The organism is Ruegeria sp. I1 (assembly GCF_056532675.1).
In genome coordinates this window covers 587,787-600,527 of record NZ_JBQFNM010000001.1, presented here as the reverse complement: position 1 = coordinate 600,527, position 12,741 = coordinate 587,787, and the positions used below count along the sequence as shown (strand labels likewise).

At 58.4% G+C, this 12,741-nt stretch carries 10 protein-coding genes; 1 reads left to right on the top strand and 9 read right to left on the bottom strand.

Going from position 1 to position 12,741, the window contains the following annotated elements; all coding sequences use genetic code 11:
- Nucleotides 1–128: 128 nt before the first annotated feature.
- Both ACR0DH_RS03075 and trkA read right to left on the bottom strand, forming a co-directional pair.
- A complete protein-coding gene (locus ACR0DH_RS03075) occupies nt 129–1,667 on the bottom strand; it encodes a TrkH family potassium uptake protein (RefSeq protein WP_480547074.1) in 1,539 nt (512 codons plus the stop codon).
- Nucleotides 1,667–3,043, bottom strand: coding sequence for a Trk system potassium transporter TrkA (gene trkA, locus ACR0DH_RS03070; RefSeq protein WP_480547072.1), 1,377 nt, complete (start codon nt 3,041–3,043; stop codon nt 1,667–1,669). The genes ACR0DH_RS03075 and trkA overlap by 1 nt, the downstream gene beginning before the upstream one ends.
- A gap of 96 nt (nt 3,044–3,139) precedes the next feature.
- Here trkA and ACR0DH_RS03065 point away from each other — a divergent pair, with 96 nt between their 5' ends.
- On the top strand, nt 3,140–3,619 hold the full coding sequence (locus tag ACR0DH_RS03065) for a hypothetical protein (protein ID WP_480542742.1): 480 nt from the start codon (nt 3,140–3,142) through the stop codon (nt 3,617–3,619).
- Here ACR0DH_RS03065 and ACR0DH_RS03060 read toward each other — a convergent pair.
- From ACR0DH_RS03060 to dusB, 7 genes are all read right to left on the bottom strand, one after another.
- Nucleotides 3,611–4,774 (bottom strand): MFS transporter, encoded by a 1,164-nt coding sequence (locus ACR0DH_RS03060; protein WP_480547070.1) that lies wholly within the window; start codon nt 4,772–4,774, stop codon nt 3,611–3,613. The two genes, ACR0DH_RS03065 and ACR0DH_RS03060, sit on opposite strands and share 9 nt — an antisense overlap.
- A gap of 43 nt (nt 4,775–4,817) precedes the next feature.
- On the bottom strand, nt 4,818–5,414 hold the full coding sequence (locus tag ACR0DH_RS03055) for a helix-turn-helix domain-containing protein (RefSeq protein ID WP_480547068.1): 597 nt from the start codon (nt 5,412–5,414) through the stop codon (nt 4,818–4,820).
- Between the two features lie 27 nt (nt 5,415–5,441).
- The gene (ntrX, locus tag ACR0DH_RS03050; protein ID WP_170530335.1) at nt 5,442–6,851 is read right to left on the bottom strand and encodes a nitrogen assimilation response regulator NtrX; all 1,410 of its coding nucleotides are present in this window, start codon (nt 6,849–6,851) and stop codon (nt 5,442–5,444) included.
- On the bottom strand, nt 6,848–9,136 hold the full coding sequence (locus ACR0DH_RS03045) for a sensor histidine kinase NtrY-like (protein WP_480547066.1): 2,289 nt from the start codon (nt 9,134–9,136) through the stop codon (nt 6,848–6,850). Before ACR0DH_RS03045 ends, ntrX begins: the two co-directional genes overlap by 4 nt.
- A 99-nt stretch (nt 9,137–9,235) precedes the next feature.
- Nucleotides 9,236–10,603, bottom strand: coding sequence for a sigma-54-dependent transcriptional regulator (locus tag ACR0DH_RS03040; protein ID WP_170530339.1), 1,368 nt, complete (start codon nt 10,601–10,603; stop codon nt 9,236–9,238).
- The gene (locus ACR0DH_RS03035) at nt 10,603–11,685 is read right to left on the bottom strand and encodes a two-component system sensor histidine kinase NtrB (protein WP_480547064.1); all 1,083 of its coding nucleotides are present in this window, start codon (nt 11,683–11,685) and stop codon (nt 10,603–10,605) included. Before ACR0DH_RS03035 ends, ACR0DH_RS03040 begins: the two co-directional genes overlap by 1 nt.
- Nucleotides 11,682–12,665, bottom strand: a complete 984-nt coding sequence (dusB, locus tag ACR0DH_RS03030; protein ID WP_480542731.1) for a tRNA dihydrouridine synthase DusB — start codon at nt 12,663–12,665, stop codon at nt 11,682–11,684. The genes ACR0DH_RS03035 and dusB overlap by 4 nt, the downstream gene beginning before the upstream one ends.
- Nucleotides 12,666–12,741: the final 76 nt, after the last annotated feature.

Here is a 12,741-nt window from a genome sequence, read left to right as displayed (position 1 = left end):
TTTATTAACTCGCCGTTGTTCTTGCTACGCGCTGCGGACCAACGCGCTCCCTCCGGGGGAGTATGGAGTGCTGCGCTCAGATATTCCAGATTAAAAATCAGGCAGTAACGCCGCAACCGCGCATTGGCTTAATCCCGCCAGAGCGACGGGGTGATCAACGCGATGATGGCCAAAGCCTCCAACCGGCCAATTACCATTGCGGCGCACAGGGTCAGTTTCGCCCCCGCCGACAGATCGATCAGGCGGATCGGCACGTCGGTCGCCAGTTCGATCAACGGCCCGGTTGTACTCAGCGCGGCAACGCTGAGAACCATGGCCTGTTCAAATCCCGCCCCCATTGCGGCAAGCAACAGGTTGAAAACCGCCAGCGTCAGGGCAAACAGCATCAGGAAGATCCACGCAATAAAGGCGCCGTCACTCTGGATCCGCCGATTGCCGCCATCGGCGCCGCTGACCGATGAGGGATGTATTAGGCGGTCGATCTCGCGCGCGCCATTCAGGTACAGCGCAAAAACCCGCAACAGTTTGACCCCACCGGCCGTTGTAGCCACGCCGCCGCCAACCAGCGCCAAACCCATTAGGATCAAGCCTGGTGTCCCCAGCCCTGAAATTTGCTGTGCATCATTCCAATTGGCACTTTCAAACCCGGCGGTTGTCAGAAAAGACAAAGCAGTAAACAACATACCCCATATAACGTGAAGGGCTTGCAAGGGCTCCATCTGGCCCCCGATTTCACTCACACCAGCCCAGACGCGAACAAAAAGCAAAACGGCAACCCCAAGCACGATCATCAGGCCAATCCTGAATTCCGGGTCTTTGTCCAAGCGCGAAAAGCCGCTTGTCGCTGTGTCTGTCGAGAAAGTCAGCCGGGACAAGGCGAAGAACAGGAACAGAAACAGGATCGCCTCACCCGTGAAACCGGCCTGTGCGCCTTCAAGACCACCCACAGGAGAGATACCAGAAGTCGCCATAATCGACATTGCGTGGCAAATGGCGGTCAGTTCCCGCTCTCCGGCGATCAACAACAGCACGCAGATTACGGCGGTCAGCCCGGCATAGATCGGCGTCAGGGTCATGGTCACTCGGATCAAACGACCGCGCGGATCAATCTTCTCACTTTGCGCCACGCCCGAGACCGGGCGTCCGGGTTGGCCCTGCGCCGTGACTTCGAACCCGCCCAACGACAAGGGTGCCAGGATCGCAGCAGCCGAAACCCACATTAGCAAGCCGCCCATCCACCCCACAAGTGCGCGCCAAAGATGCAGCGGAGCACTCAGGCGATCCGGATTTGGAAACAAATCGGCGCCGGTCGTCGTCAGCGCGCTGACCATATCGAAATAGGCGTTCAGAAAGGTTGTGTTGCCAAGCGCGTCGTGAAACGGGATCGCCAGAAAGATCGGCAGGATCGTAAAACATCCCAAAAGCACCGCCAACTGGCCCAATGTACCTCGCCGAGGCACTCGGTTGGACGCCGCCAATGCGATAGTCGCCACGAGAAACAGGCCCAAGAGACCGGAATACAAAAAAGACCGGGACGTGGCGTGGTCGTCCAGCACCAATGCAAAGATCGCGGGTATCCACATCGAAACCGAAACGCATCCCCAGATCAGCAGAAACAGCGGCAACCGCCGCAATACCCCGACCCGTTGTGATTTAACGCGCGCCATCAGAAGAAATCGATCGAGACCTGCATCAGCCGTTCCACCTCGGGCACATCCTTGGCCATGGCAAAGATGGCGACCACATCCTTTTCGTCGATCCGCAGACTGCCGGTGGGGCGCAACAGCTCATCGCCTTTGCGAATTGCTCCAACCAAAACGCCTTCAGGGAAATCAATGTCGCGCAGTTTCTGTCCGGCCATGGGCGAGGTCGATAGAACCTCGGCCTCGATCACCTCGGCCTCGGCATCGCCGATGGAATAGACCTGCCGCACCCGGCCATGGCGAATATGGCGCAGGATCGAGCTGACAGTTGTCGCGCGCGGATTAATATAGGCGTCAATGCCTAGCGGCCCCATCAAAGCCACCATCGACGGATCGTTGATCAGCGCAATCGCCAAGGCACAGCCCTCGGCCTTGGCGCGTACAGCCGCCAGCATATTGGTGCGATCGTCATCCGTGACGGCCAGCATCGCATCTGCACGGTCAATCCCGGCCTCTCTCAGCAGGTTCGAATCCAGCCCATCACCATTCAGAACAATCGTCCGTTCCAGCGCCTCGGCGGCCTTTTCAGCACAGTGACGATCACGTTCGATGATCTTCGCGCGAACACGGCTTTCACGCTCTTCTAAGGTATGTGCGACTTCCAGACCAACATTACCCCCGCCAACGATCACCACCCGGTCCTGGCGTTTCTGCGACTTGCCGAACACCTCCATCGTACGATCCACGTCTTGTACGCTGGCAAAGACATAGCATTCGTCGCCGACAAAAAGCTGATCCTCGGATTCCGGAGCGAACAATGTTCCTTCGCGCCGAACACCCACAACAATCGAACTCAGGGTCGAGAACAAATCCGTCAGCTGGCGCAGGGGCGTATTAACAATAGGGCAATCCTCTTCGATGCGGATGCCCAACAGCTGCGCCTTGCCGTCCATGAACATCTCGGTGTCAAAGGCCGACGGGGCCGACAGGCGACGCATGGCGGCGGCAGCCACCTCGCGTTCTGGGCTGATCACAACATCAATGGGTAGGTGATCGCGGCGGTATAGGTCGGAATGGATCGCTTCGAGATAAGATTTCGACCGCAACCGCGCGATCTTGCGCTGGATGGCGAAAACCGAATGAGCCATCTGACAGGTGACCATATTCACCTCGTCCGAGTGGGTCGCGGCGATGATCATATCGGCATCACGAGCCCCTGCCCGCTCCAGCACGTCAGGATAGCTGGCGAAACCTGCGATACCCTGAACATCCAGTGTCTCGGTCGCGCGGCGCACCAGATCAGGATTGTTATCCACCACGGTCACGTCGTTCAATTCGCCGGAAAGATGCCGTGCGATCTGCCAACCCACCTGACCCGCACCGCAAATGATGACCTTCATGTTTCTGGCCCTTCTGCCTGAAATCTTTGAATGACAGATGCCCCCGATACGGTCAATTGAATTGTCATCCCCACCGGTGTGGGGCAAGATAAGCACATGAAAACGCTTGGTCCCCTTATGATTTCACTGATGGCGCTGTCCGCCTGTGGACCGCTGTCACTGTATTATCAAGAGGGCGAAAGCGTCTCGCGCATGCAGACCGAGACTACGCAATGTCAGGTTCAGGCGCTCAAGGATGCGCCGGTTGCAAATCAAGTCCGGCAAGGGCCGCCAACCTATTGGCCGGGCAGAACATATTGCGATGGGCGTGGGTCCTGCTATCGCTCGCCCGGCTGGTGGGAGCCCGGTCAGATCTACACGGTCGACGTGAACAAGAACCTGCGCAACAAGGTCGAGGCACAATGCATGGCCCAAAAGGGCTATCGCCCTGTGAGCCTACCACCCTGCAAACGGGCTGTGAAATCAGGAGTTCCCGTGCAGCGCACGACGACATTGCCACCGCTGACAACACAATCCTGTTTCGTCAAATTCGATGACGGCTCGTTCCAGATCATTTCGCCCGGTCAATCAGGCTGACCCCCTGTTAGCGGCACGCCCGCGGGCCAGCGCCCAGTGCGCCAAGATGGCAAGGGCGTAAATCGCGATCACGCTTATCAGCATACCGGCCTCATCGACCCGCCACAGAACCGCTAGCAAAACCGGGGTACCCAGCAAATTGCCCGCATTGCCCATCTGCGCCATCGCCCCGTAACCGAGCGCCTGCGTTTCAGCGGTTTGGTTCAGAATTGGCACAGCCGCAAAGCTACCGCCTTGCACAAGGCCCAACACCGCAAACAGTGCGATACAAGCCAACTCCAACGGCAGACCGGCAAAAACGCCCAAGATAGACAGGATCGCAAGCGCAAACCCCAGATTAACCACCGCAACGCCGGACATCAGGTTTAGCAAAACCGGCACCGCAACCAGACTCAGCGCAATTCCGGCCAGCGGCATCAGACCCGCAACTGTCGCGCTGATGTCATCCGGCAAGCGCCCCGGCAGGATCGCCAGCAGTGAAACGAACGTCAGGGTGTAGAAAAACCAGCCTATTGCCGGCGCCGATACGAAGGGAGAGCGATAGGTGCGCAGATGTACTGCCCAAAGCTCTCGCCAAAGCCACGGTGAGGGCTCGTCTGTCTGTATGACTTTTAGCCTAAGGATCGGGATCAATGCCGCGATTGCGATCATCAGGATGCCATGCAACGCAAAGTAGACGGACAGGCCATAGTTTTCGACCAAGGGCAGCCCAAGCCAGGCATTCAGCGCAAAGGCCACGCCGAAGAAGGTGCTCCACAAAACCATGGCCATGTTGCGCGCTTTGCCGGTTGTGATCTGCGCAATCAAGGTTGGTGCCGCCACAACAATTGCCAAATGGGACAGGCCCTCGACAAACCGGCTGGCGAGCATGATCTCAAACCCCGGCCCCGTCGCCTGAAAGATCGAAAGTGCGCCACCAAGTACAAGGCCGAATATCAACAGTTTGATCGGCCCCACACGGCCCACGATTGACCCGGATACGGCGCCAAGAACAGCTCCAAGCAGGCTGATGATCGACAGCAGCCAACCCATGGTTTCGGCGTGATCGGGGTAGAGTTGCAATACTTCTGGGAATGGCACAGCAATCTTGGCAAACTGCGTCGCCGCACCCAACCCGGCCAGCCAAAGTAAGAGAACCTGAAACAGCTGAATCATAAGGCGCTTCTACAGCGCCTCGTCACGCCCGGGAACGCATAAATTATGCGGCCTGGCGCCGCGACCCGCTGACCAGCCGCACGGGCGTTCCATCCGACAGATACAGCCTTTCCCAAATGATCTCTCCGGCGCTGATGCGAATGCGATCATGCACAGCCTCGGAGGTCAGAAAGGACTTTGGGGTTGGTGTGTGGGCCTCCCACCACCCTTCCTGGTCCAGCTCAGCCTCGGCTTGCTGGATTTCCTCGGTTGCAAACTGCCAAAGTGACACGCCTAACAACGCGTTCTGGCTGGTTTTCCAGTCCCTTGCCCGGCTGGCGGAATAGGCAAGGCATCTATGGCTGGCTTCCTCGACCAGATGAAGGCAATCCGATGAGGTCTCAACCAGTCGTCGCAGGGCGCTGTCATCTACGCGCGTCGGTCCGAACGAAGCAAAGACCGCCTGCTGCGTTTCCGGTGGCGGGGTTTGTCCGCCTCGCTCCCATCGGGAAATGGTCGCCTGATCGACCTGCAACAACTCGGCCAGATGAGATTGCTTAAAGCCAACCGATTGCCGCAGGCGTTTCAGGCGCTTGCCGAAACCCGGATACGCGCAAGACCTCAGGCTGATACCACCCGGTTTTGACGGAACTGTATGCATTGACCCCTGCCTTATGTGACCAGCAGATCACTCTGCCGGTTCCGGCTCATCTATTTGCGCCACCCGTGCCCCGGACTTGTTCGAGGTTACAACACCTAGCGATTTCAGCTTGCGATGCAGGGCGCTGCGCTCCATCCCGACAAAACTGGCGGTGCGGCTGATATTGCCACCGAAGCGATTGATCTGAGTCAGCAGGTATTCCCGCTCGAACGCCTCACGCGCCTCGCGCAGCGGCAGGGTCGCCAGAGCACCCGACAGGACAACCCGGCCTGAATCCTCGGTTTTGTCTTCATCGCTTGGCAGCTCGCGCGCCTCAATCGGGCCGGTGCCATCACCAAGGATCAGAACACGTTCGATCAGGTTCTTCAACTGACGCACATTGCCGGGCCAGGTCATGGTTTGCAGCAGGGCTACGGCCTCTTCCGACAGCTCACGCATCGGCAAACCTTGGGTTTCATTGCACATTTCGATGAAATGCTGGGCCAGAACCGGAATATCCTCGCGCCGGTCTTCTAGCGAGGGCACGTCTACTGGCACAACGTTCAGACGGTGATACAGTTCTTCCCGGAACCGTTCGGCTGCGATCTCTTCGTCCAGATCCTTGTTGGTCGAGGATATGACGCGCAAATCCACCCTTACCTTGTCGCTGCCGCCGACACGCTGGAACTGCTGATCCACCAGCACACGCAGGATTTTGGACTGCGTGCCTAGGGGCATATCGGCGACCTCATCGAAGTAGACAACGCCACCATGGGCCTCTTCCAGCAAGCCCGATTCCACCCCGCGTTCAGAGCTTTCGCGCCCGAACAACACCTCTTCGACCCGCTCGGGCTCAATCCCGGCACAGTTGACCGTCACAAAAGGCGCATTGGCGCGGTTTGAATGCGCGTGGATATAGCGAGCCGCAATTTCCTTGCCCGACCCGGCCGGGCCGCTCAGCATCACGCGACCATTCGATTTTGTGACCTTGTCCAACTGGCCCTGCATCGCCCGGAACGAGGCGGATTTGCCGATCATGTCCGAGCTGCTGACTTCTTTGCGCTTGAGCGAAGCATTTTCGCGGCGCAGGCGAGAGGTCTCCATCGCGCGGCGGATCACCACCATCAACTGGTCGATGTTAAAGGGCTTTTCGATAAAGTCATACGCGCCCTGTTTGATCGCGGCGACGGCGATTTCGATATTGCCGTGACCGGAAATAATCACCACCGGCACATCCGGGTTGTCACGCTTTACAGCTTTCAGGATATCGATTCCGTCCATGCGACTGTCTTTCAGCCAGATATCCAGGATCAACAGCCCCGGCGGCTCAGAATTGATTGAAGACATGCACTCATCCGAGTTTGCCGCCAGCCGGGTGGAATAGCCTTCGTCCTCCAGAATGTCGGACACCAGTTCGCGAATATCGCGTTCGTCATCTACGATCAGAATGTCGCTCATCTTTGGCCTGCTTTCAGTTTGTTGGTTTTAGTCGCCTGTTTTTGTGGCGCTGAATTTGGTGGGAGGTTTGCTCCCGGCAAACGGATCACTGCCATTGCGCCGAAATGGTCCTGTCCGTCGAATACGGGCGCGTCTTCCAAAGTCAGCGCTCCGCCATGTTCTTCGATTATCTTCTTGACGATGGGCAGGCCCAGCCCGGTCCCTTCGTCGCGCGTGGTCACATAAGGCTCAAACAACCGCGCACGATCCTCAGGAAGGCCGATGCCATTGTCGGCAATCGTGACAATCGTTCCCGCATCATCCGTGGAAACAGCCACTTTGATCTGTGGCTTCAGATTCTCGGGTGCGCCTTTTTCTTTCAAGGTTCCAATGGCTTCGCCTGCGTTCTTGATCAAGTTTGTCAAAGCCTGATTCAACATGGTTGCATCCAGATCAGCCGTGATCGGCTGTTCCGGCAGATCTGCATCTATTTGCACATCCGGTTGCCCTGCCTGCTGCAGCAAAACGGCCTCGCGTACCAGAGCAACCACATCCTCCTGTCGCCGCTCTGGTTCCGGCATACGTGCAAATTTTGAGAACTCGTCAACAATGCGCCGTAGGTCATTGGTCTGTCGAACGATCACATCAGTCATCGATTCTAGGGTGTCGCAATCTGCCTCATCCAGTTTGGACGAGAACTTGCGCTTGATTCGTTCCGCGCTCAATTGAATCGGCGTCAGCGGGTTCTTGATCTCATGCGCGATGCGCCGGGCCACATCGCCCCAGGCGGCCATACGCTGGGCGCTGACCAGATCGGTGACATCGTCAAAGGCCACCACGTAGCCCTCAAGCGTACCATCCTCGCCCCGCCGCGTGGACATGCGCACAAGCAGGTTCTCCAACTGCCCTTTGCGGGTTACCTTGATCTCACCCTGTACGGCCTCTTGCCCGCCCTCTTTCAGGCTTTCAAACAGCGGCAGGAATTCGGGCACTGCGATACCGATCGACAGATGCTGTTCGCCCCGCGACCAGTCCAGCAGACGCTCGGCTGAGCGGTTTACGAAGGTTACATCGCCTTCGGGGTCAACACCCACAACGCCCGATGTGACCGAACTCAGCACGGAATCGAACAATCGGCGGCGGCTTTCGATCTGGCGTGTGTTTTCCAGCAGCGTATCGCGCTGGCCTTTAAGCTGCCGGGTCATCTGGTTAAAATACCTGCCCAGCATCGCAATTTCGTCGTCGCTGGCCTCTTCAATGACCTGTACGCTCAGGTCGCCGGCGCCGACGCGTTGCGCGGCTGTAGTCAGACGGCCGACAGGTCGCGACAGGCGTTCGGCAAACCACATGCCCAAAGACATCGCGGCAAGGATAAGGATCAGGGCAAACCCCAAATATAGAAGGCCAAAGTTGAAAAGCACCCTGCCGCGTTCGCTTTCAAGCTGCTGGTAGAACTGCGCCGTTTCCTTGGTATCGTCCAGCAGGGTCAGTAGCTGACCATCGACCTCACGGCTGACATAGAGGTATCGGTCCAGATAGGCCTGCAGCGGCACAAGCGCGCGGAATTCGTTGTTCTCCCAATCGGCGATAATCAACAGACCGGTATCAGCCGCTTCGACCATCTGCTCGGGCGTGGGTTTTTCGTAGCTGAACAGGTAGGATCGATCCCCGCGCGACCGGATTTCGCCGCTGCCATCGATCACGTAAGCCTCGCGCAGCCCCCGTTGGATTTGCGCCTGCCCCTGCGCCAGAACCTCACGCAATTCCGCGTCCGAGATATAGAAATCGCGGGCCCGCGCATTGTCCAGAAACAGCGCCAGAACAGCGGCATCCTGCGTCAGGCCCTGCCGGTGTTCCAGCTCATACGCCTCAGCCGCGGTAAGCGATGACCCGACAACCTGACGCACACGGTCCGAAAACCAGCCCTCAAGACCGATATTCACGGTCAGACCTGCGAAGATGGCAACCGTGACCGTCGGCACCAGCGCCAAGAGCGTAAACGCCCCGATAAGACGCAAATGCAGGCGAGACCCCGCCGATTTCGCGCGTCTGGCTGCGATTAGCGAGCCAAGCTGGCTGAGCACCAGGGCCGCCACGACAAGGACGTAAACAAGGTCGGCAAGCAGAATCAGGCGCAGGGTCGGAGCGGTCGCGCCCAGGTCAAAGGGACCAATGACCAGATAAGTCGCAAGCGCCAGCACTGGCCCTAGAAGAACCAGCCCCAAGGTGCCGAAATTGCGCAGTTTTCGGGATTTTCGCCATCGACTAATCGATGGGATAATCCCGCTCTGTGCTCGGGTTGCCACCGTCTGCCCTCATCCTGATGTGTCGCTTGTGCGACTGACCGCCATATGTCGTGGTCGTTTCCCCGGAGATACCCGGATGCCACGGCTTGTGTGGCGATATTACATCAGTTTGCGACGGCGTGTCACCTGAATATCGAGGTCTGTGATCTTTTTCCGCAGCGTATTTCGGTTAATCCCAAGCAAATCAGCGCATTTTGCCTGATTGCCACCGGTTGCCTCCAATGCGATTTCGATCAGCGGGGCCTCAACCTCACGCAATATGCGCTGATACAGGCCCGGAGGCGGCAGCATATTGCCGTGCAAATCAAAATACCGCCGCAGATGCCGTTCCACCGAGGTGGACAGCTTCTCGCGCTCGCCCCCACCGAGCACAGGTTCAGCCTCGGGCTGGCTGCCCAGTACCATCTCAACCTCGGCTTTTGAGATTTCATCGGCCCGGCTGGTCAGGCTAAGGCGGCGGACCGCGTTCTCTAACTGCCGCACATTGCCGGGCCATGAGTAGCGACGGATCAGTTCAACCGCATCCGGGCTGAGCCAGCGCTTAGTGCCGCTATCACGCTCTTCGCGGGCCAGAAAATGCTCGGCCAGCAAGGTGATATCATCCACGCGCTCGCGTAGGGCCGGTACGTGGATCGTCGCGCCGCATAGGCGGTAGTAAAGATCCTGCCGGATGCGACCACCTTCCATACCTTCGGCCAGATCCGACTGGCTCGTGGCCATGAAACGCGGCACGTGATCGCCGGGGGTGTCCATCATGCGCACGATGCGCGCCTGAAGCTCATCATCCAGATCGGCGATCTCATCAATCAACAGCGTACCTCCACGCACGCGCGCCATGACACGGGCGGGCCCCTCCAAATCACGCAGGTCTGCGGCTGTGGCGGTTACAAAGGGCAATGTACGACGATCTGAGAAGTCGTGAATTGCCCGCGCGATCAGGGATTTACCGGTTCCACTTTCACCAGAAATCATGACCGACAGATCGGTGTTCATCACACGTGCAACTAAACGATACAGAGACTGCATGACGGATGTGCGCCCGACCAGAGGCAACTCATCCGGGCGTTCATTTGCTTCTGCCTCGGGTTCCGATTGCAACCGCTGCTTTTGTTCCAGTGCGCGCGCGGTGCGTTTCATCAAATCGGGCAAATCGAAGGGTTTGGGCAGGTAGTCATAGGCATCCGCCTCAGCCGCCTGGATCGCAGTCATGATGGTATTCTGGGCCGATATCACAATCACCGGCAAACCGGGGCGGTCTAGCGCGATTTTCGGGAGCATTTCCAACCCGTTACCATCCGGCATGACGACATCCGAAATCACCACGTCCCCCTTGCCTTCACCTACCCATCGCATCAGCGTAGTCAGCGAAGAGGTGGCATGCACCTTGCATCCGGCCCGTGTCAGGGCCTGAGTCAGTACTGTTCGGATCGTGCGATCGTCATCTGCAACCAGAACGGTGCCATCCATCAGGTGCTCTCCTTCGTTATGCTCTCTGCCGGTGCGCGGCGCAGCGACAGTTTAAAAACAGTGCGTCCCGGAATGGAATCGGCCGAGATCCAGCCGCGATGGTCCGAGATGATCTTGCTGACCAGCGCCAGCCCTAAACCCGTTCCATTTTCCTTGCCCGAGACAAACGGGTCGAAAATGTCGCTGCGAATGTCCTCAGGCAGTCCGGGGCCATCATCGATGATCTCAATCTGCAGCGGCAACGAATGACCCGAGCCGTCACTACGACGCAGGCGGAACGAATGCTCGAAATAGGTGCGCAGACGAATCGTGCCACCATTCGGGCCAGCGGCCTCGGACGCGTTTTTCAACAGATTCAGAACCACTTGCAGGATTTGATCGGGATCACCATAGGCCAGCGGCAGCGATGGATCATAATCCTCGATAATGGTCATGTCCGCACCGAACCCCAGCAAGGCCGAACGGCGCGCGCGGTCCAGAACGTCGTGAATGTTGACCGGTTTGAAATCAGGTTGCTGCAGGTTTCCGAATTGCTCAACCTGCTCCAACAGCTTCACGATGCGGCGGCTTTCGGCCACGATAAGATCTGTGAGTTCAAGGTCTTGCGCTGAGATATTCATGCTAAGAAGCTGCGCCGCGCCGGTGATACCAGCCAGCGGATTCTTGATTTCATGCGCCAGCATCTCTGCCATACCAATGGCGGATTGCGCTGCTGACTTAACCGTGTTGCCACGTGTCATGCGCCCCGCTAATTCGCGTGGCGAGATAATCATGATCATTGATCCCGGATGCCCGACCAGCGGCGCGATCTGTAGTGCGCATTGCAGCGGTGCGCGGTTACCCGACCCGACATCGACATCATTGACGAACAGGGGCGTGCCTTGATGACGCGCGCGCAGGAACGCCTCTTCCAGCGGGGCATCCACGGCGATCTGGTCCCAGACCGGATGACCGATCACCGATTTGCGCGACGCGTTCAGGAAACCCTCGCCCGAGGAGTTCACATCGGAAATCCGATCCTCCTGGTCGATGATGAAGGCCGGAACAGGTAGCGAGTTCCAGATGCTTTGATCCGAATTCATGCCGCCACCTCGGTTGTGCAATCGAGCGCATCGCCAAGCAGGCGCAGCACCTCTTGCGTATCACGTGAGGTCAAAACAGCCCGGCGCAGGGGCGCGGGTGTACCGGCTTCATCCATGTACCAGCCCAGATGCTTCCGCGCGACGCGCAGGCCCAGGTCGGTGCCGTAGAATTCGAGCATGGCTTGATAATGCGCGCGCACCATCGCGACCAATTCAGCGCCTTTGGGGATTTCAGGTGCGTCGGTGCCGTAGATGTCATGGCATATCTGCGCCAGAAGCCAGGGTTTTCCCTGCGCACCCCGCCCGACCATCACGCCATCTGCGCCAGACTGATCCAGCGCCGTGCGGGCCGCTTTGGTATCAACAATATCGCCATTGGCGATGACGGGAATCGACACCGCCTGTTTCACCGCTCGGATCGCCTGCCAATCGGCGTGGCCTTTGTAGAACTGGCAGCGCGTGCGCCCATGTATCGTGACCATCTTGATACCCGCCCCTTCGGCCCGGCGCGCCACATCAGGCGCGTTCAGTAGCGCATCATCCCAGCCCAGCCGCGTTTTCAGGGTGACGGGTACATCGACCGCCTCAACCACCGCTTCGATCAGGGTCAGGGCATGATCTGGCGTTTTCAGAAGGGCCGAGCCGGAATAACCATTGGTCACCTTCTTGGCCGGGCAGCCCATGTTGATGTCGATCACCCGCGCGCCCCGATCGGCAACCTGACGGGCGGCCTCGGCCATCCAATGCGCCTCGCGCCCGGCAAGCTGTACGGCGGTGTTCTCGACATCCGCCGACAGTTCCGCCCGTTCGCGCACGCCAGGCTTGGCTTGCACCATCTCCTGGCTGGCGACCATTTCGCTGACGACCATGCCTGCGCCGAACCGCATCACCAGATCGCGGAACGGGCGATCCGTGATTCCAGCCATTGGTGCCAGCAGCACAGGCGGGTTCAGAGTTTTGTCAGCAAAATGCAGGGTCAACGTGCTTAATCCTTGAGCAGTTGGGGTTTTGATATCGAATCCGGGGCATATGAACAACAAAACGACCACCCACAAG

What these genes read in the sequence shown, in the direction of transcription:
- ACR0DH_RS03055 (WP_480547068.1), bottom strand. Translation starts at nt 5,414, where the DNA reads ATGCATACAGTTCCGTCAAAACCGGGTGGTATCAGCCTGAGGTCTTGC.
- ACR0DH_RS03060 (WP_480547070.1), bottom strand. Translation starts at nt 4,774, where the DNA reads ATGATTCAGCTGTTTCAGGTTCTCTTACTTTGGCTGGCCGGGTTGGGT.
- ACR0DH_RS03065 (WP_480542742.1), top strand. Translation starts at nt 3,140, where the DNA reads ATGAAAACGCTTGGTCCCCTTATGATTTCACTGATGGCGCTGTCCGCC.
- ntrX (WP_170530335.1), bottom strand. Translation starts at nt 6,851, where the DNA reads ATGAGCGACATTCTGATCGTAGATGACGAACGCGATATTCGCGAACTG.
- ACR0DH_RS03075 (WP_480547074.1), bottom strand. Translation starts at nt 1,667, where the DNA reads ATGGCGCGCGTTAAATCACAACGGGTCGGGGTATTGCGGCGGTTGCCG.
- ACR0DH_RS03040 (WP_170530339.1), bottom strand. Translation starts at nt 10,603, where the DNA reads ATGGATGGCACCGTTCTGGTTGCAGATGACGATCGCACGATCCGAACA.
- trkA (WP_480547072.1), bottom strand. Translation starts at nt 3,043, where the DNA reads ATGAAGGTCATCATTTGCGGTGCGGGTCAGGTGGGTTGGCAGATCGCA.
- ACR0DH_RS03035 (WP_480547064.1), bottom strand. Translation starts at nt 11,685, where the DNA reads ATGAATTCGGATCAAAGCATCTGGAACTCGCTACCTGTTCCGGCCTTC.